At 32.9% G+C, this 25,963-nt stretch carries 23 protein-coding genes and 1 tRNA gene; 11 read left to right on the top strand and 13 right to left on the bottom strand.

Annotation, left to right across the window (positions count from 1 at the left end):
• The first annotated feature begins 205 nt into the window (after positions 1-205).
• The 5 genes from AC1EUU_RS10885 to AC1EUU_RS10865 are packed head-to-tail and all read left to right on the top strand — an operon-like array spanning position 206 to position 4,940.
• On the top strand, positions 206-739 hold the full coding sequence (locus AC1EUU_RS10885; RefSeq protein WP_480201450.1) for a biotin/lipoyl-containing protein: 534 nt from the start codon (positions 206-208) through the stop codon (positions 737-739).
• Position 740: 1 nt separating this feature from the next.
• Positions 741-2,189 carry an acetyl-CoA carboxylase biotin carboxylase subunit gene (gene accC / locus AC1EUU_RS10880; protein ID WP_480201449.1) on the top strand — a complete coding sequence of 483 codons (1,449 nt, stop codon included), beginning with the start codon at positions 741-743 and terminating at the stop codon, positions 2,187-2,189.
• Positions 2,179-3,720 carry an acyl-CoA carboxylase subunit beta gene (locus tag AC1EUU_RS10875; RefSeq protein ID WP_480201448.1) on the top strand — a complete coding sequence of 514 codons (1,542 nt, stop codon included), beginning with the start codon at positions 2,179-2,181 and terminating at the stop codon, positions 3,718-3,720. Before accC ends, AC1EUU_RS10875 begins: the two co-directional genes overlap by 11 nt.
• Before the next feature lie 14 nt (positions 3,721-3,734).
• Complete coding sequence (locus AC1EUU_RS10870) at positions 3,735-4,541, top strand: hypothetical protein (protein ID WP_480201447.1); 807 nt, start codon at positions 3,735-3,737, stop codon at positions 4,539-4,541.
• 3 nt (positions 4,542-4,544) lie between these two features.
• The gene (locus AC1EUU_RS10865; protein ID WP_480201446.1) at positions 4,545-4,940 is read left to right on the top strand and encodes a nuclear transport factor 2 family protein; all 396 of its coding nucleotides are present in this window, start codon (positions 4,545-4,547) and stop codon (positions 4,938-4,940) included.
• Here AC1EUU_RS10865 and AC1EUU_RS10860 read toward each other — a convergent pair.
• Together AC1EUU_RS10860 and AC1EUU_RS10855 are read right to left on the bottom strand one after the other, a co-directional pair.
• Entirely contained in the window at positions 4,934-5,641 is a 708-nt protein-coding gene (locus AC1EUU_RS10860) for a LytR/AlgR family response regulator transcription factor (RefSeq protein WP_480201445.1), read from the bottom strand. The two genes, AC1EUU_RS10865 and AC1EUU_RS10860, sit on opposite strands and share 7 nt — an antisense overlap.
• A gap of 7 nt (positions 5,642-5,648) precedes the next feature.
• On the bottom strand, positions 5,649-6,749 hold the full coding sequence (locus AC1EUU_RS10855) for a sensor histidine kinase (RefSeq protein ID WP_480201444.1): 1,101 nt from the start codon (positions 6,747-6,749) through the stop codon (positions 5,649-5,651).
• A 253-nt stretch (positions 6,750-7,002) separates the two neighbouring features.
• Between AC1EUU_RS10855 and AC1EUU_RS10850 the strand changes: the two genes are divergently transcribed.
• The gene (locus AC1EUU_RS10850) at positions 7,003-9,336 is read left to right on the top strand and encodes a TonB-dependent receptor (RefSeq protein WP_480201443.1); all 2,334 of its coding nucleotides are present in this window, start codon (positions 7,003-7,005) and stop codon (positions 9,334-9,336) included.
• 38 nt (positions 9,337-9,374) lie between these two features.
• Here AC1EUU_RS10850 and AC1EUU_RS10845 read toward each other — a convergent pair whose 3' ends face one another.
• The 7 genes from AC1EUU_RS10845 to AC1EUU_RS10815 all read right to left on the bottom strand — a co-directional run bounded on the left by AC1EUU_RS10845 (position 9,375) and on the right by AC1EUU_RS10815 (position 13,833).
• Positions 9,375-10,478, bottom strand: coding sequence for a DNA alkylation repair protein (locus AC1EUU_RS10845; protein WP_480201442.1), 1,104 nt, complete (start codon positions 10,476-10,478; stop codon positions 9,375-9,377).
• Positions 10,479-10,574: 96 nt separating this feature from the next.
• A complete protein-coding gene (gene arfB / locus AC1EUU_RS10840; RefSeq protein ID WP_480201441.1) occupies positions 10,575-10,979 on the bottom strand; it encodes an alternative ribosome rescue aminoacyl-tRNA hydrolase ArfB in 405 nt (134 codons plus the stop codon).
• Entirely contained in the window at positions 10,969-11,643 is a 675-nt protein-coding gene (locus tag AC1EUU_RS10835; protein ID WP_480201440.1) for an AAA family ATPase, read from the bottom strand. Before AC1EUU_RS10835 ends, arfB begins: the two co-directional genes overlap by 11 nt.
• Entirely contained in the window at positions 11,595-12,236 is a 642-nt protein-coding gene (pnuC, locus tag AC1EUU_RS10830; protein ID WP_480201439.1) for a nicotinamide riboside transporter PnuC, read from the bottom strand. Before pnuC ends, AC1EUU_RS10835 begins: the two co-directional genes overlap by 49 nt.
• A complete protein-coding gene (locus tag AC1EUU_RS10825; protein ID WP_480201438.1) occupies positions 12,220-12,480 on the bottom strand; it encodes a thiamine-binding protein in 261 nt (86 codons plus the stop codon). Before AC1EUU_RS10825 ends, pnuC begins: the two co-directional genes overlap by 17 nt.
• A complete protein-coding gene (locus tag AC1EUU_RS10820; protein WP_480201437.1) occupies positions 12,477-13,202 on the bottom strand; it encodes a phosphoglycerol geranylgeranyltransferase in 726 nt (241 codons plus the stop codon). The genes AC1EUU_RS10825 and AC1EUU_RS10820 overlap by 4 nt, the downstream gene beginning before the upstream one ends.
• A gap of 1 nt (position 13,203) precedes the next feature.
• Complete coding sequence (locus AC1EUU_RS10815) at positions 13,204-13,833, bottom strand: 4'-phosphopantetheinyl transferase family protein (protein ID WP_480201436.1); 630 nt, start codon at positions 13,831-13,833, stop codon at positions 13,204-13,206.
• Positions 13,834-13,891: 58 nt separating this feature from the next.
• On the opposite strand from AC1EUU_RS10815, the gene ahcY reads away from it, so the two are divergent.
• The 5 genes from ahcY (at position 13,892) to AC1EUU_RS10790 (ending at position 18,500) form a co-directional block, all read left to right on the top strand.
• On the top strand, positions 13,892-15,208 hold the full coding sequence (ahcY, locus tag AC1EUU_RS10810) for an adenosylhomocysteinase (RefSeq protein WP_480201435.1): 1,317 nt from the start codon (positions 13,892-13,894) through the stop codon (positions 15,206-15,208).
• A 101-nt stretch (positions 15,209-15,309) separates the two neighbouring features.
• Positions 15,310-16,104 (top strand): universal stress protein, encoded by a 795-nt coding sequence (locus AC1EUU_RS10805; protein WP_480201434.1) that lies wholly within the window; start codon positions 15,310-15,312, stop codon positions 16,102-16,104.
• A gap of 10 nt (positions 16,105-16,114) precedes the next feature.
• A tRNA-Ala gene (locus AC1EUU_RS10800) sits at positions 16,115-16,188 on the top strand.
• A 250-nt stretch (positions 16,189-16,438) separates the two neighbouring features.
• A complete protein-coding gene (locus AC1EUU_RS10795) occupies positions 16,439-18,010 on the top strand; it encodes a hypothetical protein (protein WP_480201433.1) in 1,572 nt (523 codons plus the stop codon).
• Positions 18,003-18,500, top strand: coding sequence for a hypothetical protein (locus tag AC1EUU_RS10790; RefSeq protein ID WP_480201432.1), 498 nt, complete (start codon positions 18,003-18,005; stop codon positions 18,498-18,500). The genes AC1EUU_RS10795 and AC1EUU_RS10790 overlap by 8 nt, the downstream gene beginning before the upstream one ends.
• Positions 18,501-18,663: 163 nt before the next feature.
• Here the strand turns inward: AC1EUU_RS10790 and AC1EUU_RS10785 are convergent, their stop codons facing one another.
• From AC1EUU_RS10785 to AC1EUU_RS10770, 4 genes are all read right to left on the bottom strand, one after another.
• On the bottom strand, positions 18,664-20,169 hold the full coding sequence (locus AC1EUU_RS10785) for an aminotransferase class V-fold PLP-dependent enzyme (protein ID WP_480201431.1): 1,506 nt from the start codon (positions 20,167-20,169) through the stop codon (positions 18,664-18,666).
• 85 nt (positions 20,170-20,254) lie between these two features.
• Positions 20,255-22,240, bottom strand: coding sequence for a protein-disulfide reductase DsbD family protein (locus tag AC1EUU_RS10780; RefSeq protein ID WP_480201430.1), 1,986 nt, complete (start codon positions 22,238-22,240; stop codon positions 20,255-20,257).
• 103 nt (positions 22,241-22,343) lie between these two features.
• Positions 22,344-23,180: an alpha/beta hydrolase family protein gene (locus AC1EUU_RS10775; RefSeq protein ID WP_480201429.1), complete on the bottom strand. Its 837-nt coding sequence runs from the start codon at positions 23,178-23,180 to the stop codon at positions 22,344-22,346.
• Between the two features lie 3 nt (positions 23,181-23,183).
• Entirely contained in the window at positions 23,184-25,898 is a 2,715-nt protein-coding gene (locus tag AC1EUU_RS10770; RefSeq protein WP_480201428.1) for a PD-(D/E)XK nuclease family protein, read from the bottom strand.
• Positions 25,899-25,963: the final 65 nt, after the last annotated feature.

Raw genomic sequence — 25,963 nt, 5'->3', positions numbered from 1 at the left:
AGATTTTAATGAATGAAGTATCGCTTCATTCTTGCACCAATTAAAAGGTCTATAAGACCTTCCTTTAATGCTCACTTCCTAAACAGCATTACCTGTTCTAGGTTCAATGGGTATGATCTCAGCCAATTTTAGGCACCCCTTTATGAGAACATGGCAAAATTACTAGCAAAATTTTAATTAGCAATGCTAAAATCAAAATTATTATATGAGCATATTATTTGATATTTTAGCTATTCTAATTTCAAAATTTTCTATGGGCCAATCTTTCAAGGTAAAAGTCAATCAATCTTATGACTTTAGTTTTTCTGAAGGAGAAATGAAAAACTTAGATATTGCAAAAAAAACAGAAAACAGCTTTCATATTTTAAAAGAAAATAAATCTTTTGAAGCCACAGTTTTAGTATCTGATTTTAACAAAAAACAATACATCGTACAGGTAAATGGCAATAGCTATGAAGTAGCCATTTCAAATAGTTTGGATATGTTGATTACTGAGTTAGGATTGGAAGCTTCATCTACACAAAAGGCTAATGATGTAAAAGCGCCAATGCCGGGATTGATTGTGTCTGTTGATGTAAAAGAAGGACAGGAAGTAAAAGAAGGAGAAGGCATTTTGGTGTTAGAAGCAATGAAGATGGAAAACACGCTTACAGCTCCTAAAGATGGAATCATAAAGGCAATTACCATAAAAGCCGGTGATAAAGTAGAGAAAAATGAACTATTAATTGAAATGGACTAAGATGAAAAAGATTTTAATAGCTAATAGAGGAGAAATTGCCTTACGTGTAATGCATACAGCAAAGAAAATGGGAATAAAAACGGTAGCTGTGTACTCTGAGGCCGATAGAAATGCTCCACACGTTCGTTTTGCTGATGAAGCAGTTTGTATAGGCCCGGCACCTTCGAATCAGTCCTATTTATTAGGAGATAAAATTATCGAAGTAGCGAAATCATTAAGTGTAGATGGTATTCATCCCGGTTATGGATTCTTAAGCGAGAATGCTGAATTTGCAGAGGCAGTTGAGAAAGCAGGAATTATATTTATTGGCCCTAAATCAAAAGCTATAAAGGTTATGGGAAGCAAATTAGCAGCCAAAGACGCAGTTAAAGATTATGATATTCCTATGGTTCCGGGGATAGACAAAGCAGTAACGGATGTGGCTTTTGCCGAAAAAATTGCCAAAGAAATTGGGTTCCCTATCTTAATAAAAGCCTCGGCCGGTGGCGGAGGAAAAGGCATGCGCATTGTAGAAAAAGAAGAAGATATTACCGAACAAATGGAACGTGCCATTTCTGAGGCTACTTCGGCATTTGGTGATGGTTCTGTATTTATTGAAAAATATATAGGTTCACCAAGACATATAGAAATTCAAGTGTTGGCCGATAGCTATGGAAATACGGTTCATTTATTTGAACGTGAATGTAGTGTTCAACGACGCCATCAGAAAGTGGTTGAAGAAGCACCTTCGAGCGTATTAACACCCGAAATTCGAAATAAAATGGGAGAGGCGGCCGTAAAAGTTGCTAAGGCTTGTGATTATTTAGGGGCAGGAACGGTTGAATTCTTATTAGATGAAAATAAGAATTTCTATTTTCTAGAAATGAACACCCGTTTGCAAGTAGAACATCCTGTTACAGAAATGATCACTGGCATAGACCTTGTAGAGCAGCAAATAAAAATTGCCAGAGGCGAGGCACTATCCTTTACACAAGAAGACCTGGAAATTAAAGGACATGCTCTTGAATTAAGAGTTTACGCGGAAGATCCTTTAAATGACTTTCTTCCAAGTATTGGAACTTTGGAAACGTACAATCCTCCTAAAGGAAAAAATATAAGGGTAGACGATGGTTTTGAAGCAAAAATGGAAATTCCGATATACTATGACCCAATGATTTCTAAATTGATCACATATGGAGAAACTCGTGATGAGGCCATTGAATTAATGAAGATAGCTATAGATAATTATAAGGTTAAAGGAATTCAAACCACGTTACCATTTGGAAAATTTGTATGTAATCATGAAGCTTTTGTATCTGGTAATTTTGACACCCATTTTGTAAAAAAGTATTATTCGAAAGAACTGCTAGAAGAAACCTATAAAACGGAAGCTGAAATTGCTGCTAAATTGGCTTTGAAAATGTATTTAAAAGAACAACAAATCTTAAAAGTGCCAACTCGTGAAATCTAAAATAGAACAATTACAAGATAAAATTGCCGAAGCAAAGTTAGGTGGAGGTGAAAAAAGAATTGATCGTCAGCATCAAAAAGGAAAACTTACGGCTCGAGAACGTATAGATTATTTGCTAGATGAGGGTTCTTTTGAAGAAGTGGGTATTTTAGTTACACATCGCACTACGGATTTTGGAATGGACAAACAGCAATTTTATGGAGATGGTGTTGTAACAGGTTATGGAACTATTGATAACCGGCTGGTTTACGTTTTTGCCCAGGATTTTACCGTTTTTGGAGGGTCACTATCAGAAACTCATGCTGAAAAGATCTGTAAAATAATGGATTTGGCTGTGAAAGTGGGCGCACCTTTAATTGGATTGAATGATTCGGGAGGAGCTCGTATTCAAGAAGGCGTTCGATCACTAGGCGGATATGCAGATATCTTTTATAGAAATGTACAAGCATCTGGTGTAATTCCGCAAATTTCAGCCATTATGGGGCCATGCGCTGGCGGTGCAGTATATTCTCCGGCAATGACCGACTTTACGGTGATGGTTGAGAATTCGAGCTACATGTTTGTAACAGGACCTAATGTGGTAAAAACAGTAACCAATGAAGAAGTAACCTCTGAAGAATTAGGTGGAGCAAGCACACATGCTACAAAATCTGGAGTGACACATTTAACCTCAGAAAATGATGTGCAATGTCTAGAAGACATTAAAACATTGTTGAGCTTTATGCCACAGAATAATCAAGAAACTACCAAACAGCTGGCTTATCAATTAGGTGATGAGTTTCGAGATGAATTAGCTAGTATTGTTCCTGATAATGCGAATAAACCTTATGATATGCGATCGGTAATTAACGGAATTACCGATGTAGATTCTTTCTTCGAAATCCATAAAGATTATGCCGATAATATTGTAGTAGGTTTTGCGCGATTGACAGGTAGGAGTATCGGGATTATTGCCAACCAACCAATGAGTTTAGCAGGATGCTTAGATGTAAATAGTTCAAAAAAAGCTGCACGATTTACACGTTTTTGCGATTGTTTTAATATTCCATTATTAGTACTAGTTGATGTGCCCGGGTTTTTACCTGGTACGGACCAAGAATGGAATGCGATTATTACGAATGGTGCTAAACTATTATACGCACTAAGTGAAGCAACAGTACCAAGAGTAAGTGTGATTACTCGTAAGGCTTATGGAGGAGCTTATGACGTAATGAACTCGAAACACATCGGTGCCGACATGAATTTTGCCTGGCCATCTGCCGAAATCGCCGTGATGGGAGCAAAGGGGGCAAGTGAGATTATCTTTAAAAAGGAAATTGCCGAAGCAAAAGACCATGAAGCAAAACTGGCTGAAAAAGAAGCTGAATACGCGGAAAAATTTGCGAATCCGTATCGAGCTGCACAACGCGGATTTATAGATGAGGTAATCTTACCACAAGAAACACGAAGAAAGTTAATAAAGGCATTTGCCATGCTCGAAGGAAAAGAAGTAGATAGGCCCAAACGAAAGCATGGGAATATTCCTCTTTAAACAGACGTTTTATTATGAAACGAATCCAACTATTTGAATTTGAAGATTTTTCTTGGTTTCCGAGTTGGATACGCTCTAGTATGACCAATTTAATTGCGGTACTTCATAAAATGATTGGTACTAAGGAGGTACTAGCCAATCTACTTAATGAAATCCAAAAGAAACAACCTTATGGTCAAATCATTGATATAGGCTCTGGCTCTGGTGGGATTATGCTAAATGTAGTTGAATATATAAATAGAGAGGGTAATAGCCCTGTCTCTTTAGTATTAACAGATTTATATCCTAACTCACAGTTTATAGATTATATTAATAATCAAAAATTAGAACATATTACATATAGCGATGAATCTTTAGATGCCAGCGATCTTGAAAAAGCTCCATTAGGACTAAAAACCATGGTGAATAGCTTTCATCACATGCCTCCTGAAAAAGCAAAGGCGATTTTAAAGTCAGCTCAAGAAACAAAACAACCCTTTTTAATCTATGAAATAGCAGAAAATAAAATGCCTTTATTGTTATGGTGGTTACTATTGCCAATTTCATTAATAATTGTTTTTATAATGGCCTTATGTATGACACCTTTTAGTAAGCCACTAACACTTAAGCAGCTTATTTTTACCTATATCATTCCGCTTATTCCATTTTTTTATGCTTGGGACGGGCAAGCCTCGTTACCGAGAATGTATACATTCGAAGACGTAAATGAATTGTTGGAAGGAATAAGAAATGATTCTTATTCATGGAAAATGGAGGTTGCAACTAAAGGTAATGGCAAAAAATTAGGATATTATATTTTAGGGTTACCAAAACAAACTTAAACTATGGCACAGTCAAAAGGATTAAAAACTTGGCATGATTTTATTAAAAATAGAGATCTAACAATGTTGGATGACTTTCTTTCAGATGATGTTATATTATATTCTCCCGTGGTATTTACACCTATTGAAGGCAAGTTTTTTGTAAAAATGTATTTAATGGCGGCCGAACAGATTATCGCTAATGAGAGCTTTGAGTATGTAAATGAAATTGCTAATGAAAATGATGCCGTTTTAGAGTTTAAAACCACTATTGAAGCAATAACGGTAGAAGGAATTGATATGGTGTCATTTAATGAAGAAGGTAAGTTAAAATCAATAAAAGTTATGGTACGTCCATTAAAGGCAATGCAGATAGTTCATCAAAAGATGGGAGAGTTTTTAGAGAAAATGAATCAATGATTTAAAAAATCTGAAACGAGTTGCTTATAGCTTATGCCTATAGGTATTTCAATCGCACCAATTTCTATATCTTGAGAAGTATAAGCAGTAATTTTTTGAGTATTTACAATATAAGAACGGTGTGTTCTGAGAAAAGTGGAAGGTAGTTTTTTCTCAAAGTCACTGATTTTTTCTTTTGTAGTAATAGAAGTATCTTTTGTATGTATTCTTATATAATCTTTTAGACTTTCTGCGTAAAGAATATCATCAAAAAGAACTTTAAAATGTTTTTTATTGGCATTTACATAAATATGATCACTAGAATTGGTATTATTTTCTTTTGAGACAGAACTTACACTTTTAGGTTTTGAATTCTTGAAGTATTTATTAATTGCTTTAAAAAAACGATCGAAGGAAATAGGCTTTAATAAATAATCAACTACATCGAGCTCATAACTTTCTAAAGCATATTCTCTATATGCGGTTGTAAAAATAACTTTTGGAGGATTATTTAAGGATCTTAAAAACTCAATTCCGGTAAGCATTGGCATTTGAATATCCAAAAACAATAGGTCAACAGGTTTTGACTGTAACAACTCTAGACCCTCTAAGGCATTTTGACAACTGCCAACAAGCTCTAGGTTAGGAAATTTTGAAATATGTGCTTTAATTAACTCAATAGCTAATGGCTCATCATCAATTATGATACACTTTGTTTTCAATCTTCAATTAATTTTTAAGCATACTACCAGATTTCAAATCTACATCAAGTTTTACATGATAAGAAAGCTCTTGCTCATTTATTTCTAGCCGATGTTTGTTTGGATATAAAAGTTGTAGCTGCTTCTTGATGTTATTTAGTCCAATACCTTCTTTAAAATTAGTTTCGTCAGATTGTTTAAATTTAGTTTTGGTATTAAATACTGAAAATTGTAATTGATTATTTTTTACAGATACATCAATTTTAATTAAAGGCTTATCAATAGCACCACTAGCACCATGTTTAAAGGCATTTTCAATAAGCGACATTAAAATGAGTGGAGCTATAGGTGCTTGTAAATTATCTACATTTCTATTAGAAACAAGCTCTAAACGATCTCCATAGCGCAATTGCTCCAGATCAATATAATTTTGTATGAGATTGAGCTCTTTTTCAATTGGCACACTTGCATCATTGCATTTATAAAGCATGTAATCTAATATCTCAGATAATTTTAATACGGTTTCAGAAGCTTTATCAGATTTTTGCAAGGTTAAGGTGTATAAATTATTGAGTGTATTGAACAAAAAATGAGGATGAATTTGCGCTTTAAAGAAGTTCAATTCAGCTGAAAATTTTTCCTTTTCTAATTGCTCCAGTTGACTTTTTTCATTTGATTTTTCTCGTATAAGCTTTAAAATATAAAACAATAAAGCTGGAAAATAAACACCAAGGTAATAATTGGCATATAACCTTTTTATATCAATAAGTATTTCTAAAATCGATTCTTGAGCAAATGGTTTTGGTCTTATTAATTCTTCAACGAAATGTACAACCATTATACGGGCTAATACAGAAAATAGATAGCTGGTTATTAAAAAAGATAGCGCAAACAGTAAGTATTTCTTTTTGTATAAAAATTTTGGGATCTGATAATAGATAAGTACATAAGTGGCAATTACTTTAGGAATTAACATAACAGACTTATGAATAGCAACCTGATAGGTTTCATAATATTCTGATCCAGTACTTAGCGTTTGAATTAAAAAGAAAATAACCCAAAACAATAAGTGTCCTAACCATCGACGGTCTTGTATATAATCTAATGCTTTAGAAAGATAATCTTGCATGCGTCAAAAATAGATAGAATTGAATTGTTTTTAAACACATTTAGACCAATTGGCTTTATCAACCTACGAATTTTAGATAATTACCCATAAATACCAATCAACAGCTAATATCATTTAAACGGGCTTATTATTAACCCAATAGTCTACTTTTTAGCTGAAGCACTATAAAAATAGGCTCTTTTGTATCATCAATTTTAAAATATATATAATGATACGTTTGGTTGTTACCCTTTGCTTGAGCTTAATTTCTTTGATGACTTTTGCAACCCCTTCTATAATAAAAAAGAGTATTTCAGGAATAGTTAGAGATGCAGAAACTCATCAACCTATGGAATTTGCTACGGTAACCATTTTTAGTGGAGAAACTCTTATTGATGGAACGATTACCAATGAATCTGGGGAATTTAATTTAAGCGCAAAGCCAGGACATTACAGAATTAAAATAGAATTTATCTCGTATAATAGTTATGAGAAAAGCATCGAATTAAAACAAGATATAGACTTAGGTATTATACTTCTTCAAATAAATGAACAAACCTTGGAAGAAGTGGAAGTAGTAGCTGAAAAATCAACGATTGATCTAAAATTAGATAAAAAAGTATTTAATGTGGGTAAAGATTTATTGTCTCAAAATGGATCACTTGTACAAATTCTCGAAAATGTACCTTCAGTAGCAGTTGATTTAGACGGAGGAGTGAGCCTTAGAGGAAATACAAATGTTACCGTTTTAATTAATGGAAAACCATCTGTACTCGTTGCTAATAATGGCTTAGATCAAATTCCTGCTCAACAAATAGCTCGAATTGAAGTTGTAAGTAACCCTTCTTCAAGATATCAAGCCGCCGGAACAGCAGGTATTATTAATGTAATTTTAAAGAAAAACAATCAAAACGGATTTAATGGATCGCTAAGTGTTAGCAATGCAGTAAGGGCCGATGTAAATACCAATGCAAATATAAATTATAAAACAGAAAAATTTAATTTCTTTTCTACTATAGGATATCGATTTGTAGATAATGAAATTAGCCAAACGGTATATCAGAATTCTACAGAAAAGAATAATCAAACATTCCTTGAACAGCGAGCAGACGCCTATAGAAATTCAAAGTTAACAAGTATGTATTTTGGTACCGATTATCTTATTAACGATCAAAATACTTTAACAGCTTCATTTTATCATGTTTTGGTAAAACGTAACAATAGCATTGATTATAACTATGATTATTTTAACAACAATAATATTTTAGAAAGTACAATTATTAGAAATGAAAAATACTATGAACCTCAAGATCATAATCAACTCGAGGTGAGCTATGTAAAAACCTTCGATAAAAAAGATAAAAAACTAACTATTGATTTTCAATATGATTTTTGGGATGATGACGAGAATGAAAACTTAAGTACTTCGGAGGTAATTCCTGTGATCACCAATGAAAATCTTTTAAGAACGCGTGATATAGAAAGTAGTAAAGATTTTTTAGTACAGCTAGACTATGTGAATCCAGTAAGTAAAAATTCAACTTTTGAAATCGGACTTAGAGGTGAAACACGAGTAATTACAAGTGACTATAAAGTAGAAACCTTTAATGGGATAGATTGGCAAATTTTTAATAATATATCTAATGCCTTAGACTATCAAGAAAATATAGGTGGTGTCTATGCACAATTTTCAAGTAAATCAAATAAGTTGAGTTACCAGTTAGGCTTAAGAACTGAGTTTACCAAGATCGACATAACAGATAAAAACAACGAATTTAATGACTCAAAAGAGTATACGAAGTTTTTCCCTACAGCACACCTTACGTATACTTTTTCTGATAAAACCAGCCTTCAATTAAGCTATAGCAGGCGTATTAATCGCCCCGGCTTTTGGTTTTTAAATCCTTTCGGAGGCTTAGCGCAAATTAATACACAGCGTCAAGGAAATCCAGATATGGATCCAGCATTAACGAATTCATTAGAGCTAGGATTTTTAACCAGAATAGGAAAGCTTAGAATTAATCCATCGTTGTATTTTCAAAATACCGATGATCCATTTCAATTTTTCACCAATCGAAATGCCGAAGGTGTTCTAATTACTAAACCCATTAATATTGATGGTGAAGATCGTTTAGGGTTTGAATTATCTGCAAATTTTGCTCCATTTAAATGGTTGCAATTGTCAGGAGAGTTTAACTATTTTTCTTATGAACAGCGTGGTAGTTATAATGGGCTAAGCTTTGATTTTGAAGACAGTTCTTGGTTTACAAGATTAAATACGAGAGTGAAACTACCATCAAAAACTAACTTTCAAGCTAATTTTAGGTATAATAGTGAAAATGAAAATGCACAGAGTATTACAAAATCTAATTATTATCTTGATCTAGGATTAAATAAACAGCTATTGAAAAATGCAGTTACCATAACTTTCAATATCCGAAATGTACTTGATTCTAGGGAGCAAATTATTACAAGAACCGGAGAAGATTTCTTTTTTCAATCGCACAGAAAATTGCTTGGGCCAAAATATATGTTAACGTTAGTTTACCGTTTTAATCAAAAAAGTAATACCAAAGCGAGACGTCCTGGCGCTAGTAATAGAAGCTAGGATAGGAGCGATTATCTTAAACTAACGAAATGAAAAGATTAAATCAATCTAAACGATCTAGATTCAAATTCATTACCATTCACTATAAATGCAACCTTATGCGCTCCCAAATGAAATTTTCTAGTGGTTATAAGTTTAAAAGATTGTTTTCTATTAATGATTGTAGAAGAGTTTTTTGAGTAGATCTTTTCACTAATCTTAAATACTTTCTTAGATAAACTTCCATTGGCTTTTTTATAATATATCGCATATTCAAGACGAATTTTGACATCTGTAGAACCTACATTATTTAAAACACCATTAAACGCAAGGTACGCACCTATTTTTACCTTGGGCGTTAAAACCCTAAAGTTTGTTATGCTAATGTTTTTAATGGAACCAAACCCAAATAATGGTAACACTTCTTGATGCCCTTGCTTAAGCAAGGTTCTGCAAGCATGCTTTATAAGTTTATCTGTTTCGGCCGTTTTTCCCAGCCATTTTTTAGCGATTGAAATTACAAGATTAGGATTGTCTTTAGAAATATCATTTAAATTATTAGCAACACTCCTTCGTACAGATTCTGAAGGATCATTTTTTAAATTTTCAAGTATAGGTAATATTGGATTAGGGTCTTTTTTTAGATCGGGCAACACCATTGCCCATGGCAAGCGAGGGCGACAACCTTCAGAAGCGAGTCTTCGTACCATAGCTTTTGGGTGATGAGACCATTTTAGTAGCTGAGGTAGTACTTGTTTTGGGTATTTTATGATAAACGGGCGAATAGCAAATTCACAGCTTGTAAAAGTGGTAATCTTTTCCATTGCCCTCACAGAATCTTCATAATGATTTAAACCAAAAACTTCAATATAATCGGCTAAAAACATATATTCAAAACTATTCTCTTTATATCCGTCTACTAATAACTGATCAATGAGCTTCACAATTATTTGGGTGTCTTTCTCAAAGTTTTTTGATAATTGATTATTCAAGGCCAACGTAATATGTCGCATACGTGGCTTCAATTCTTTTTGATCCCATTCATTTGTAAAGATTTCTTTTAAAAATTGATCTTTATTAAAACCTGCAACTGTTTTCTTTAGTGCTGAAGTAAATTTATTAAAGAACGAATGATTATATACATTTTTAAGAGGTTCGGCCATAGCTCGATACTATATGTTTATGAAGTTATTATAGGAATCTGAAGGCAAAAATCGAAATAATTATAGTTTAAAGCTGTTAAAGAAATGTTTAAAGAACTAGTTTAAGTTTGGTTTTTGTCGATTTGCTTTTTTCTCTGCTAATTTCTTTTTAGTATCTAATCTTTTTTTAACAGATGCCTTTGTTGGTTTCGTTGCTTTTCTCTTTTTAGGTTCTTTTAATCCATTTTTTAAAAGTTCAAAAAACCGCTTGATCACTAACTCTTTATTTTTATGTTGACTTCTACTTTCATCACAAAAAAGAATAAGCGTAGTATCTTTTGTAAGCTTTGTGTTGAGGTTTTTATAAAGAAGTTCTTTTTCTTCGGTAGATAAAGCATAAGAGCTCTTCACATTAAAAAAGAGCTCAATTTTAGAAGAAACCTTGTTTACATGTTGGCCTCCGGCACCAGAACTTCTAACCGCCTTAAATTGTAATTCTCTTTTAATGGTATCAAAATCCATTATCGGGATTAAAGCTTTGTTGATCGGTATTTTGATGTAAAAAGTGCAAATCTAAATCTATTAAAGTCTCAGAAAAACGATCTAAGTTATCTCTCTTGTCGAGTAGTTTATCAATAGCATTTGTGGCAATATTTAATCGAGCCTCTTTATCTCCCTTTAGTAAAACATACGGCTTGTTATATTTTTTTAAAGCTTTTTCAAAGGCATTAAACATCTCTAATCGCTGCTCGGGTCTATCACGGAGATCATCCTCTTCCCATGGCGTATCTATATAAGTTAGAAAATAGAGGTCATAACTATTTTCTTGAGCAGCTTTATCAAGTTTTGGGTCTACAAATCCGCCATAGTATTCTTCTGAATATACTTTGGTCTCTAATAGGTCTGTATCACAAATTAAAACTCTATCGGCTTTTTTAACCAGTTCATTTTCTAATTTCATTTGTCCGCTTGCAATTGGTAGTAAATCATGATTTTCGCAAGTCTTTCGTTCATTGTTCCATTTATTCTGCAAGTATTCTCGAGCATACTCTGGAACCCAAACTGTATTATAAAAGCGTGCTAATTGCTTAGAAAGTGTTGTTTTACCTGTAGATTCAGGACCAAACAAGACTACTTTTATGATGTTTGCACCAACTCCTTTGAATTGTTTAAGACTTTTCTCCATGCTAAGTATCCAGATATAGCTATAAAAGTAAATATTAAATATTGAAAACTAGTAAAAGTAAACCCTTTATATAAATACAACGGAGCAGATATTATATCTCCAATGATCCAATAGATCCAGTTTTCAATTTTTCTTTTGGCCATTAGCCACATTCCTACGAAAAAGATGGCGGTTGTAAACGTGTCAACATAAGCGGTCCAACTTGTCCATTTATCAAAAGAGGTATATACAAAATACACAAAGATGAGCGTCGCAAGAAAAATTAAGACACTCGTTTTCTTTTCTTTTATGGTGGTTCTTGAAATAGGAGTTACATGATTTTCATCTACTTTACGAGTCCAAATATACCATCCATAGACGCTCATAATAAAGTAATAAGCATTAATCATCATATCGCCTAAGAGCTCCCATTTTAATAATAGATAAACAAAAATAGAGGTGCTAATCATTCCTGTAGGAAACACTAATACTTTATTCTGTTTTGAAAACCAAACAGATAAAAACCCGAAGATTACCGCAATAATTTCAAGTGTTATATCTGTTGTTGACGAATTGGCATATTGACCAAAAAGAAAATCAAAAATCTGGTTCATAATCGCTTCTATCAGATTTAACAATTTTCATTAATAATAATCCTTTATCGATAAGCTCAAAAGTTTCTTTTATCTCAGAAGTTAAAACAGCCATTACCTTATCATAATCACCATAAACCTGAGTACTTAAAGGATTTTCAAGAACAGTAAGCCCCGATGATCTTAGTTTTTTAATAAAGTTAACAATTGGTTCTTCAAAGTTATCTTGAAGAGGAGTTAACGTTAATTCTACTGATATTTTCATTTTTTCAATTCATTAAAAAAATCTTCATTTTCTTCAAAAGCAGTTCCAATAACGACTATATCTGCACCTGCTTTATAAGCTGTATTTAATTGTTGTCTGGTTCTAATTCCTCCTCCTACAACTAAAGGGATGGCAAGAGCTTCTTTTACTGTTTTAATAACTTCTGGAGTTACTGCTTTAGTAGCTCCTGAACCAGCTTCGAGATATATAAGTTGATTACCAGAATATTGTCCGGCTAAGGTAGTATTAACAATCAATGATAGATTATCTTGAGACATAGGCTTTGTTTTACTAACACGTGCCACAGCGGTCTCTTTTCCTCCATCTAACAAGAGATACCCCGTTGATATAATTTCTAGAGAACTTTTCTTTAGAAAAGGAGCGGCTTTTACATGCTGCTCTATAAGATATTCTGGGTTTCGCCCTGAGATCAAACTTAAAAACAAGATGCCATCTGCTTCATTAGTAATTTGTGAATAATCTCCAGGAAATAGTACTACGGGTAAACTTGTAAGTTGTCTAATAACCTTTACAACTTCATTGGTTTTTTGAGTTTCATCTGTACTTCCTCCAACAAAAATATGTGTGGCTACAGAAGCATTTATTTTTATAAATAAACTTGGTAAGTGGTCTACTTCAATTTTTTCCGGATCAATCAAAACAGCTAGTAACTTTTCACCAGCAGCCATTGCTTTAATCATTTGATGGTATAGTTTCTGCATTTTATTGTAAAGCGTATACGCAGGTAAAACCTTCAAATTCTAGGAACTTAATGGAGTAGTTGGTAATATCTCCTTTGTAACGAACCTTTCCTGTAGTTTGAGCATCATCAAAAGAGAAGTCTTCTATATAGATATTGTTTAAAAAACTTAAACCTTCAGCCGGATAGATTTTAAACAATGATTCTTTGGCGCCCCAAACGATGGTAAGTTTGCTTACCAGGGCATCGTGATTAGCGATGATCTTATATTCGCGCAATGGTGTAAATTTATTGGCTATACGCACAATTTTATCACGTTGTTTTTCAATATCAATACCCACAGGAATGCTCTCGCTAACAATAATAGCTGAAAAATGAAACGAATGTGTAATAGAGATGTAATTGTTGTCTTTTAGATGTGGTTTGCCCAATTGATCATAGTACAAATCAGCATCAACATATCCAGCTTCAGCTAATAAATGACGCACACTCATAAACCCACGGCGATGGAGGTCAGATCGCATTCCGTCAACTCGATTTTGACAAATCTGTGTTAACTTAATATCTTTAGATAGAGCATCATAAGATTCTTCAATCTTCCAGATATAGACCTTGGTTGTGTCGTTTACGTCTATTGTCTTATATAGAGGCATATTAAAAAGTTATTCCGTAACTTTGCAAACTAAATTAGAGATAAACAAAGATACGAATATGAGTACAAAAACCGCTACTTACGTGCCTTATAAAGTTAAAGATATTTCTTTGGCAGATTGGGGAAGAAAAGAAATTGAATTGGCCGAAGCCGAAATGCCAGGTCTAATGTCTCTTCGTGAAGAGTATAAAAATGAGCAACCTTTAAAAGGAGCTCGAATAGCCGGATGTTTACATATGACGATTCAAACGGCGGTATTAATTGAAACTTTAGAAGCTCTTGGGGCAGAAGTAACTTGGAGTTCATGTAATATATTCTCTACTCAAGATCAAGCTGCTGCGGCCATTGCTGAGGCTGGAATTCCAGTTTATGCCTGGAAAGGAATGAGTGAAGAAGAATTTGATTGGTGTATAGAGCAGACCTTATTCTTTGGTGAAGATAGAAAGCCTCTTAACATGATCTTAGATGATGGGGGAGACTTGACGAACATGGTATTAGATAAGTATCCTGAGTTGGTAGATGGGATTAAAGGATTATCAGAAGAAACTACAACAGGAGTACATAGACTATATGATAGAGTTAAAGAAGGTACTTTACCGATGCCTGCGATTAACGTAAACGACTCTGTTACTAAATCAAAATTTGACAACAAATATGGTTGTAGAGAATCTGCTGTAGATGCTATTAAACGTGCTACAGATATTATGATTGCTGGTAAGCGTGTTGTGGTTTGCGGTTATGGAGATGTAGGTAAGGGAACAGCGGCATCTTTTAGAGGTGCTGGAGCAATTGTTACAGTAACTGAAATAGACCCTATTTGTGCTTTACAAGCAGCAATGGATGGTTATGAGGTAAAAAAATTAGATACGGTAGTTGGTAATGCAGATATTGTAATTACTACAACGGGTAACAAAGATATTGTTGTAGGGCATCATTTTGAAGCGATGAAAGACAAAACCATTGTATGTAATATTGGTCATTTTGATAACGAAATCGATATGGCATGGCTGAATGGTAAATATGGATCTACCAAGGTTGAAATTAAACCTCAGGTTGATAAATATACCCTTAACGGAAAAGATGTTTTGGTTCTGGCGGAAGGACGTTTGGTTAACTTGGGATGTGCCACAGGGCATCCAAGTTTTGTAATGAGTAATTCGTTTACAAATCAAACTTTAGCACAGATTGAGCTTTGGAACAATTCTGACAAGTACGATAATAAAGTATATATGTTACCTAAGCATTTAGATGAAAAAGTTGCCCGATTACATTTAGAAAAAATTGGAGTTGAACTTGAAACACTAAATGAAGATCAGGCTAAATATATTGGTGTAACGGTAGAAGGACCTTATAAACCCGAATATTACAGATATTAATCTATACCATTGAAAAATGGAAAACATATAGTAATGAACCCTTATCTCTTGAAGGTAAGGGTTTTAATTTTAATTGATTTATCTTTACTAAAAAATTTTAGATGAAAAACTTATTAGTCCCAATAGGCACCAGTGGTAATGCTGCTAATACATTGCAGTATGCAATTGATTTTGCACATGATTTAAATGCTAAAGTATATGTAACTCAAATTTATGAAAGCACACGAATATCTGGAGCTTTAAAGAATATTGACGCCATATTAGAAGAGGACAGTAAAAAAGACATTCAAGCTGTTTTAAGCAATGTAGATACAAAAGATGTTGAAGTGGCTTCAGTGGCTATGAAAGGAAACTGGATTGATAGTTTGGAGGCCCTTTCTGAAGAATTAAGCATTGACTTGATCGTCTCTTCAGCAAAAAGCATATCAACAGATGAGTCTTTGTATTTGGGTAAAATTTCTGGTAGTATTGTTAAAGATGGCTCAACACCTGTTTTAATTGTGCCTGCGCAATATAGATATAAATCGTTCTCAAAAATTTTAATGGCAGTAAAGTCTGGAAGAATAAAATCAGATACGGCCTTAAATGTTTTAAAGAAGATTCTTACCAAGTTTTCATCTAAATTAAACTTAATTCAGATAATTACTCCTCGCTCAACCGATGGAGATAAAGAGGTTAATATAGAACTAAAAGAATTGTCTACTTCTTTTAAAACAAGTGAAAATGCTACTATTTTTCAAGGGGTTTTAGAACATCTACATATTACAGAGCCAGATCTTTTATGTGTTATTAGACGTCAACGTGGTTTCTTTGCTCGCTTATGGCAAGAAGATGTTGTAAAAAAGAAAGATTTTGAGAGCAGAATACCCTTGCTAGTCTTAAAGGGTGTATATTAGCAGCCGTTTTGGGGCATTAGCTCAGCTGGCTAGAGCGTTTGGCTGGCAGCCAAAAGGTCATCGGTTCGACTCCGATATGCTCCACAATCCTTAAGCCCCTGTAAGCACAGGGGCTTTGTTATTTTAGCACTTCACTTTTTCATATCAAAATTTGTAATTATTATGGTAAAATATATATAAATGAATCTGTTAAGTTTTTTACCTCACAAAGAATAACTAAAAAAGGCCAATATTACAGGAAAATTCCTGTATAAAAAGGGTGTTTTTCTGGTTTCATAAGTTTATTTAATTTGAGATAATTGCAAGATCAATTTTATTAAACTTAATTATAACCATGAAAAGAAGTCTTTGTTTTTTGTTAATAAATTCCATAGTATTTATATTTTTTAGTTGTGAAAGTGAATCAGTTGATCTGCAGGAGCAGCCAATTGATAGAAATAACAACAAACGGGTTGCCTATATTTCAAAACAAGAAGTTGAGGCCAATTTTAATCTTGTTCAAGAGTTAGGACAAATTCAAGAAAAAAGGAATATATTGAATACTAAATCTTATGGAGAAGGGATTCTAGATTTCGAAATTGATTATACTAAAGTTGTTTATATTGAAACAGAAGAGAAACATTCTTACACCTTCCATATAGAACGAGAACTTTGGCTTGAAAACAGTTTTGAAAATTTGCTATTGTCAAGTAACGACAACGGAGGATACGATTCTTATATTATGAAATATGAATCGTTAACCGCAAAAATTAACCCTTTAAAAGATGACTTTGATATAGCAAGTTTGATTTATACGAGAACTCCAATTATTTTAAATTATGAAAATATTTTAACGAAAAGTGACGAGACTGAGTGTTATACTTGTAGCTGGACAACTGAATGGGGAGAAGTTAATGAAGGAGAGAATGACGAGGGAGAAATAGACTGGTATACGCCAGACCCAATTTATGGTTATATATGGGTATTGGAATGTTATGAAACTACATGTAATTACGATGAAAATGGAACCGAAGATAATAATAATGATGGGCCGAACACAATAGGAGATCCGGGGCCAGGAAATAATAATGGTGAAAACGGAGTAGGTGAAGAAGATAGCGGGGGATCAAATAATGGTAACTCCGGGACAAATACTACCCCAACAACTGGAACCTTACCAAGCCCTGCATGGATTGAAGATGCTTTAAATATTGATTTAACGACAAATCAAATGGATTTTTTAAGAGATTATCCAGTAGTATTTAGAAATGCTAAAGATTTATTAATGGATAATAGTTACTCTACTGAATCGGAAAACTTTGTAACTTCCTACATTGATCAGGGGGTAGGTGAAAAAATTGTTACGGCTTCTCCATTGGTTAAATACCCTAAGAATTCAAACTATGAAACTCAATATCCAAAATTAACAGCATTATTGAAAAATGAGATTCCTAAAATTGCAAATAATCAAAAGATAATTGATGAAATTCATTCTTTAACTGATACGCCTATAGCAAAAATAAAGGAGGCTTTAAAATGGGGCGAAGGCCCACTTATTAAAATTCAACAATTAGGAGGAGAAGGTGAAAATGAAAGGTATGGAGTTTATAAAGGACATGTTGCTGAAGAATTTAAGAATATTTTATTCTTAGATATAGATATGGTTGTTGATTTTGAAACTGCAAGCGAGACGAATGTTTCTGATGCAATGGCTTTTTTAATTGCGGTTACTGTTCTACATGAATATACTCACTTAGGAGATGTTGAATTTGGGAATAATTTTTGGGGAGAATTATTGTTAAATGATGACTATAATGATGAAAATGAAGTTGGTCTGATTTTTGAAGATGCAATATTTGGAGAAACAATATGGAGAGATAATGCGGAAGTAGTATTATTAAGAACCGGAGGATTACTTGATGATTAGAATAATTATACATATTTTTTTAATATTTTATTTAAATGGCTATTCCCAAAAGAGCTGTGAAAGTTCTATTTTATATGAGTTGTCGTTAAAAAAAACCTTTAATAATGATAAACGATATATAGTGGGGTTTGACCTAAATTTAAGCGATTTTACGAAGGAAACTTTGTTGAAAAGTTCAATTTTATCCAAAGAAGAAAAGCTCATTGTCGAATATGAAATTAACAATAATAACTTTACTCCATGTAAGGCGTTAAGGAATAAAGTTAAAAACCTTGAAAATAGACCATTGAGCGACAAATTAAGATATACTAAATTGAACTATTCAAAACCTATATTTGTCTCTGAAGATAAGGTCTTTTTATTTGTGGAAATGCTTATTTTTCAAGAGGGAGTTGAAAGAGTTCGGGGAGGTGGATGCGTTATGCAAACGTTTATTAAAAAAGGCGGAATTTGGGCGCTCACAGATAGACAAATTTTAGAAATTTACTGAGTAAATAGAAATATAAAACATATGTAAAGCATATGTAATTAACGTAAAACCCACTTAAAATACTGATAGCCAGATAATAAATATTTGGTTGGCAGCCAAAAGGTCATCGGTTCGACTCCGATATGCTCCACTAAGCTCGTCTAATTATAAAGACGGGCTTTTTTTATAATGTAAACCACTCTTTTACATTTTCGATCATTTCGGTGTCTCCATCATTAATTTCGAATTCATTATTTTTTGGATTGTAGGCATAGCCTTGTTTCCAATCATCAATGTTTTCAGCAATTTGTTTAATAGCATCACAAATAAATCGAACTTCTTCATTGGTAGTAATTGGATGTAGCGATAAGCGCACCCATCCTGGTTTTGTTGTTAGATCTTTTTTTGCAATACCTTCGGTTATTTCTTTAGAATAATTTTCATCTAAATCAAATAAATGATGGCTATAGGTACTAGCACAAGACCAACCACCTCTTACTTGAATACCAAACCGATCATTTAATAATCTTACAATTAAATTGTAATGAATATTCTCAATTCCAAAAGAAACAGAGCCAATACGTTTTTCATCATTATATGCCAAAAGATATAATCCGGGTATTTTTTTAAGCTCACTGAAGCAAAGCTTTAATAATTCTTCTTCACGTTTGGCCATATTTTCTTCACCCATTTTCTCTTTTAAACGAATAGCTAATGCAGTACGCATTACCTGTAAGAATCCTGGAGTACCGCCATCTTCTTTTGTTTCAATATCATCATAATAACCATATTCACCCCAAGGATTGGTCCACTTTACATTGCCACCTCCTGGCACATCAGGACAACTGGTTCTATACAATTCTTTATTGAATACAAGAACGCCACAAGTTCCTGGGCCTCCTAAGAATTTATGAGGAGAAAAATAAATGGCATCTAATCGTTCTTCAGGATCTTCGGGATGCATGTCTATCTTTACATAAGGAGCAGAGGCAGCCAAATCAATAAAACAATAGCCTCCATGTTGATGCATGATCTTGGCAAGTTGATGATAAGGAGTAATAATACCAGTAACATTAGAACAACCAGTAAAAGCGCCTATTTTAAGAGGTCTGTCTTTATATTTTAATAAGGCCTCTTCTAATTTATGAGGGCAAACTAATTTGTGTTCATTGCATTGTAAAATAACCACATCTGCAATAGTTTCCATCCAAGGTACATGATTGGAGTGATGTTCCATATGTGTAATAAAAACTACAGGGCGTTCATTTTCTGGAATGGTTATTTTATTTAAAGCAACATCAGGCCAGCGTAATCCCATTACTCGTTGTAGACGTGATAGTACACCGGTCATACCGCTTCCAGCAGTAACTAGTACATCATCTTCATTAGCATTGACATGTTCTTTAATGATCTCACGAGCATGTTGATAGGCATAGGTAGATGCTTTACCCGTTTCACTTGAAAACGAATGTGTATTGGCAACCATAGGGCCAATTATATTTTGCATTGTATCTTCAATAGGTTGATACAATCTACCACTGGCAATCCAATCTGCATAGATTAATTTTTTTCTACCATTTAAAGATTGAAAGGTATGTTGGTCTCCAACGATACCTTTTCTAAATTGTTGAAAATAGGCTTCAAGATTATCAAGATTTACTTGATGGTTATTTTTGGTGAAAGTATTCATGTTACAACAGCTTATAAATCAAAAAAACACTTTGACAAAATTAACAAAGTGTTTTTAATAATATGATAATTTAGTTGTTTTCTCGTTAATTGAATATGGAAGCTGTGTCTTTCTTAAAGTTTCCTATTCCTTCTTTAAGCCATTCGTAGTAACTATCAATATCAGGATCATAAGCTGAATATTCATTTAGATTAGCACCATTATGATCTAATAAGACATAATATGGTTGAGCATTGGCTTTGTATTTTTTAATTTGAAAATCACTCCACTTATTACCAATAGATTTTATTTTTTTACCAGTAGTTTCAGAAACATACCGTTCGTTTTCAGGTAAAAGTCTTTTATCATCAACATATAATGAAATTAATACAATATCATTTTTTAAAATATTAAGAATCTTAGGATCAGACCAGACGCGCTCTTCCATTTTTCGACAGTTTACACAGGCATGACCGGTAAAATCTAATAATACCGGTTTATTTTCTTTTTTAGCATAATCCATCCCTTTTTGATAATCTAAAAAAGCTACAATATCATGCGGGCCGTATTTAGCACCATCTGGAAGTTTATTTTTTACACTTACTGCAGCTCCAGATTTCATATAACCAACTCCATTTGGAGATTCACTATACTGCATTGGGGGTGGAAATCCACTTATTATTTTTAATGGGGCACCCCATAAACCAGGAATTAAATAGATTGTGAATGTTAAAACTAACAAACCAAAACCTAATCTCCCAACAGAAATATGGGTTAATGGTGAATCATGAGGGAGCTGTATTTTACCAAATAAATATAAGGCCAGTGCTCCGAATATTGCAATCCATATGGCTAAGAAAACTTCTCTTTCTAGTAGATGTAATTGTAAAACTAGGTCGGCATTTGATAAGAATTTAAAGGCTAAAGCCAATTCTAAGAAACCTAAAACAACTTTTACAGTATTCAACCAGCCACCTGATTTTGGTAATGAATTTAGCCATCCAGGAAAAGCTGCGAACAAGGCAAAAGGTAAAGCGATGGCTAATGAAAACCCTAGCATACCTACTATTGGGGCTATTCCTCCTTTTGAGGCTGCTTCGACCAATAAAGTACCAACGATAGGCCCGGTACAAGAAAAGGATACAATTGCTAAAGCCAAGGCCATAAAGAAAATCCCTATTAACCCTCCTCTATCTGCCTGGGCATCTACCTTTGTTCCCCAAGAACTTGGCAAAGTTATTTCAAAAGCACCTAAAAATGATATAGCGAAAACTACCAATAATAGGAAAAATATAATGTTAAACCATACATTAGTAGACAGTGCATTCAACGAATCTGCACCAAAAATTGCTGTAACTAATGATCCTAAAAGAACATAAATTACTACAATTGATAAACCATAAATAATGGCGTTTCTAATTCCAGCAGCTTTCGTTTTGCTTTGTTTAGTGAAAAAACTAACGGTCATTGGAATCATTGGGAAAACACAAGGAGTCAGCAATGCTGCAAAACCTGAAAAGAACGCTATTAGAAAAATTCCTAATAATCCTCTATTTTCCTTCTTTTCACTTTTAGAGTTACTAATTGTTTTAGTATCTTCTTGTGGTGTTTTTTCTACTGCTGTTTGAGCGCTGGCTTTACCTTGTAGTGTAAAGCTCAAATCTACCTCGGTAGGCGGTAAACAGTTTGAATCATCACAAACCATAAATTCAACGGTTTCATTTATGGTAATTTCTTCTTCGGTTAGTAATTCAATTTTTTGTTTAAATTCAGCCTTCTCTTCAAAATATTTAATATTCATTTCAAAGACTTTATCAAATTCTTCATGACCTTCACCCTCAATGGTCTTACCAATCAATTTATACTTTCCTTCTTCATTCTTAAAGCTGAAAGTAGTTGGAATTGGTCCGTCTTCCGGAATTGTTTGAGAATATAAATGCCACCCTGTATCAATAGTAGCTGTAACTACTAAATTGAATTCTGAGTCTGATATTTTTTCAACAGAGGTAGCCCATTTTACAGGTTCGAATATTTGAGAAAATGCATTAAAACTTAAAGCTATAAAAAGAAATGCAAGAACTATTTTTTTCATTAAACTGGATTTAAAGTCAAATTACATCATTAGGCGGATGTTAATTAAGAACATTACAAAAAGAAGTAAATATTGTTTTAATTAAGGTCAAAAGTAGCTGATTTTAAATAAAATCAATTGTTTTTTCCATCACTTTTTGCAAATGAAACGTTAAACTATTTTCATGCCAAGGATGTTTAGCACCAAAGGTGTGATCTGCATCTTCTAATAAATAGAGTTTACTATTTTTATTCCATTTATGTAGATTTTTACCTTCTTGTACATGAACTGTTGGATCGCCCGTTCCGTGTATAATGAGATGTGGAATATTTAATCTTTTGGCTGCATTTTCAATATTAAGGCGATCTTTATTTGTAGCAAAATCTTCGTAGAATTGAAAATAATGAGGCATTTTTTGTTTTGTACGCGAATTTTCTATGTATGAAACGCCATTTTTCCTCCAAGTTTCTAAGATAGCACCTCTTGGAAAACGAGCTTCATAATCTGAAACGCCGGCCCAAGAAATAACTTTTGAAATTCGAAGATCTTCTGATGCTTTTATAGTAACAATACCTCCGCCACGAGAATGACCAATAAGGGTTATATTGGTATGACTGATTTCTTGTTTAAAATCATGCGAATTTAAGACAAAATCAATGACAGAACCTAGATCATCTAATTCTTTGGTAAAATTATTTTGTCCGAAAGCCTCAAGATCTGGAAAGTCAATAGGTTGTTGTATCGTACCTCCATTATGTGAAAAATTAAATTTTACAAAAAAGAACTCGTTTTTAGCAAAATGTTCGGCAATTAGATTCCAACAGCCCCAATCTTTAAAGCCTTTATACCCATGAGCAAAAATAATAATGGGCTTTGACGTACCACTTTTATTAAAGAAGAAGTCGGTTAAAATAGGTTTTTTATGAAATCCTTGAATGATATGATTTTTAATTACTTCCATATATTAAAAGTAGGCATTCTCATTTTCAACAAAAGAAATTTCGGTGTTGAATATCTCTGTTATTAAAGTTTTTAATTGACTTGTAAAATTATCGATGTCTTCTTGAGACACGGCCGAACGGTTAATTTTTATGAATTCAGACTTGAGGTTTTTAAAAGAAATGATGCCAGTCTCTAAGGGTTGAGAATCTAGGTTAATATGTGTCATATTTCTATACATTAATGCATATAGTAATACCTGAAAGCTTTTACTGTATTTGTAATCTGTTGTGATTAAAGTCCAATCTTTTATGGTAAGATCCTTTTGTGCAACTTTTCCCGTTTTATAATCTATTATTCTTAAGGTACCATCAAGTTCATCAATTCTATCAGCTTGCCCAATGAGTTTAACGGAAAAATCTATTCCTTCAATAAAGATTTTGGTTTCTAAGTCATATTCTAGCTCGAGAATTTTAAGCTGTTTACCGCTTTTGAGCACTATTAATTCTTGTTCTAAAAAATTAATTATAAACTGTTTTGCTACATTGTAAATAAGTAAGTTTTTTCCAGAAGAAATATCTCCATTTTTATAAACTTCTATAAACCACTTTTGCACTTCAGCCTCTACATTATCTTTCATTAAAAGAAGATCTTCTACTTTAAGATACTTATTTTTAAAGGGAGTATAGAACGACTCTAAGGTTTTATGAATGATGGTTCCTAAGGTATTAGCTGCAATGGTTTCTTCTGCGTCTTCAGCTTCTTTTATTCCTAAGATTTTTTGTTCATAAAAACTTATTGGATTATTCATATAATTGGTCAACGAAGTTGGAGAAAACCCTTTTGTTGCGAGTTCTTGCAATCTTACTCTTATACCTTGAGATTTTTCAATTTTAATTAGATCATCTTTTTTTGAAGCTATCTTAGGGCTTACAATATATTTTTGAATATCGTCGGTTTTAGTAATTTCTAACTCCGTAATGAATCTACTTTGCTCACCAGAACCATATTGATCATTTTCGGTATTATAAAGTAGGTAAACATTTTTAGCACGTTGTATCAATCGAAAGAAATGATATGAAAAAATGGCATCTCGTTCTTGATATGTTGGTAGACCAACTTCTTTCTTTACGTCGAATGGGATAAATGAATTATCAGATTTCCCAGCAGGTAGAATGCCTTCATTAACTGATGTTAGTATTATATTTTCAAAATCTAAAACACGAGTTTCTAACATTCCCATTAGTTGTAAACCGGATAAGGGCTCTCCCTGAAAAGATAATTTTTCTGTTTTTAGTAGTTGTTTATAAAGCTGATGTAACGTTTTTATATCATTTATATATCGTGTTTTAGAGTTTAATTGTTGTAATTGATGAAGAACAGTTAAGTTTTTAAATAAAAACTCTTTCTCAAGCTTATTTTTAGCATGCTCCTTTAGAAGATCAATTAATTTAATCGTGTTATTTAAAGCAAGCTCTACATTGTTATCCCAATTCTCAAATACGAATGTTATGGGGGCAATATTAATTTTTAACCTCTTGGAAATACGATCAATTGTATGGCTATTTATATAGATGTAATTATTCTTAAGAATGTCATCTATAATTAGTGATGTATTGACAAAATTGCTTAAACTCGGATGATTTAAAAGAGTAATTACCTTTTTGTAGTAATAAGCACCTTTAGAATCTGTATGTAGTTTAAATACTGTTTCTATTAATGATGAAATTAACATATTTGATAGTTCATATCCCATAGTGATATTAACTTTATCAACAGTATTTGGTAATGAACTCAGCATTACCGGTAATAGAGACTCATCTGCTAGTACTAAGGCTGTATTTTCATAAGAATGATTGTTAGCTGCTATTGTCAATAGAAGTTCGCTTACATGTTTTATTTGGGAGGTATTTTTGGGAGCGCCAATAATTTTAATATTCTTTTTTTGTTTGAAATTATTTTCAATCCAATTAAAAGAATGGTATTGATAGTGCTTCCAGTCATATTTATATTTCTTTAAAAATGTAGCGGCAGGATGTTCATCAAAATAATAGGAATCTACATCCCAATAAACAGTTGCAATTTCGTTTTCAAGTAATTCTTTTAGAATATTTTCTTCTGCTTTATTTAGAGCATTAAAGCCTATGAAAATTAATGACTTCTTTTTGTTGTTTTCTATAAAATTTTGAAGGTTTTCGATAGCTTCTCTGTACTGCATACCCTGATAACCCTGCCGTTTTTGTAGTAAATGATCATATAGTTTTTTATAATAAACTTCTAATCGTTCGAAAAACGTGAAGTGATTTTTGATGATCACTGTTTCTGACCCTTTTTCAACATTCCATTTTTCTAAACGCTCAATACTTCTTAAGTAATTAAATATGTATGATGTATCAACAATATGCCTGTCGATTTCGTTAAAATCTTGCAAAGCCACAGTCGCCCATTTTGAAAAAGAGTCAAAATGCTCTAATGAATCTTTTGGGGTATTGCTTGCGTATATAGTATAAAATTCAAAGAGTAAACTCGTGGTATCTAGAAGTGCAATTGAAGAAAGCTCATAAATGAAATCTTCAATGCTAATAATTTCAGGGAAAAGCGCTGGTTTATCTAACTTGTTTCTTAGTTCTTTTTTAAGAAAATTACCAGCTCTTCTACTCGGAAGGATAAAGACACTATCAGAAATAGTCTTATTTTTTTTTAAGATATCATCTACAACATTTGACAAAAAAGTAGGCATAAAACGAAAGTACAAATGTTATGAGTAATAAAAAAGCCGCGCAACGCGCGGCTTTTAATATTTTA

Source organism: Maritimimonas sp. 2205BS37-2, from assembly GCF_056591755.1.
This window is presented reverse-complemented; position numbering and strand designations above follow the sequence as displayed.

Coding starts and splice junctions, on each gene's coding strand:
- AC1EUU_RS10885 (WP_480201450.1), top strand. CDS start 206: ATGAGCATATTATTTGATATTTTAGCTATTCTAATTTCAAAATTTTCT.
- accC (WP_480201449.1), top strand. CDS start 741: ATGAAAAAGATTTTAATAGCTAATAGAGGAGAAATTGCCTTACGTGTA.
- AC1EUU_RS10870 (WP_480201447.1), top strand. CDS start 3,735: ATGAAACGAATCCAACTATTTGAATTTGAAGATTTTTCTTGGTTTCCG.
- AC1EUU_RS10865 (WP_480201446.1), top strand. CDS start 4,545: ATGGCACAGTCAAAAGGATTAAAAACTTGGCATGATTTTATTAAAAAT.
- AC1EUU_RS10855 (WP_480201444.1), bottom strand. CDS start 6,749: ATGCAAGATTATCTTTCTAAAGCATTAGATTATATACAAGACCGTCGA.
- AC1EUU_RS10850 (WP_480201443.1), top strand. CDS start 7,003: ATGACTTTTGCAACCCCTTCTATAATAAAAAAGAGTATTTCAGGAATA.
- AC1EUU_RS10845 (WP_480201442.1), bottom strand. CDS start 10,478: ATGGCCGAACCTCTTAAAAATGTATATAATCATTCGTTCTTTAATAAA.
- arfB (WP_480201441.1), bottom strand. CDS start 10,979: ATGGATTTTGATACCATTAAAAGAGAATTACAATTTAAGGCGGTTAGA.
- AC1EUU_RS10835 (WP_480201440.1), bottom strand. CDS start 11,643: ATGGAGAAAAGTCTTAAACAATTCAAAGGAGTTGGTGCAAACATCATA.
- pnuC (WP_480201439.1), bottom strand. CDS start 12,236: ATGAACCAGATTTTTGATTTTCTTTTTGGTCAATATGCCAATTCGTCA.
- AC1EUU_RS10825 (WP_480201438.1), bottom strand. CDS start 12,480: ATGAAAATATCAGTAGAATTAACGTTAACTCCTCTTCAAGATAACTTT.
- AC1EUU_RS10820 (WP_480201437.1), bottom strand. CDS start 13,202: ATGCAGAAACTATACCATCAAATGATTAAAGCAATGGCTGCTGGTGAA.
- AC1EUU_RS10815 (WP_480201436.1), bottom strand. CDS start 13,833: ATGCCTCTATATAAGACAATAGACGTAAACGACACAACCAAGGTCTAT.
- ahcY (WP_480201435.1), top strand. CDS start 13,892: ATGAGTACAAAAACCGCTACTTACGTGCCTTATAAAGTTAAAGATATT.
- AC1EUU_RS10805 (WP_480201434.1), top strand. CDS start 15,310: ATGAAAAACTTATTAGTCCCAATAGGCACCAGTGGTAATGCTGCTAAT.
- AC1EUU_RS10795 (WP_480201433.1), top strand. CDS start 16,439: ATGAAAAGAAGTCTTTGTTTTTTGTTAATAAATTCCATAGTATTTATA.
- AC1EUU_RS10790 (WP_480201432.1), top strand. CDS start 18,003: ATGATTAGAATAATTATACATATTTTTTTAATATTTTATTTAAATGGC.
- AC1EUU_RS10785 (WP_480201431.1), bottom strand. CDS start 20,169: ATGAATACTTTCACCAAAAATAACCATCAAGTAAATCTTGATAATCTT.
- AC1EUU_RS10780 (WP_480201430.1), bottom strand. CDS start 22,240: ATGAAAAAAATAGTTCTTGCATTTCTTTTTATAGCTTTAAGTTTTAAT.
- AC1EUU_RS10775 (WP_480201429.1), bottom strand. CDS start 23,180: ATGGAAGTAATTAAAAATCATATCATTCAAGGATTTCATAAAAAACCT.
- AC1EUU_RS10770 (WP_480201428.1), bottom strand. CDS start 25,898: ATGCCTACTTTTTTGTCAAATGTTGTAGATGATATCTTAAAAAAAAAT.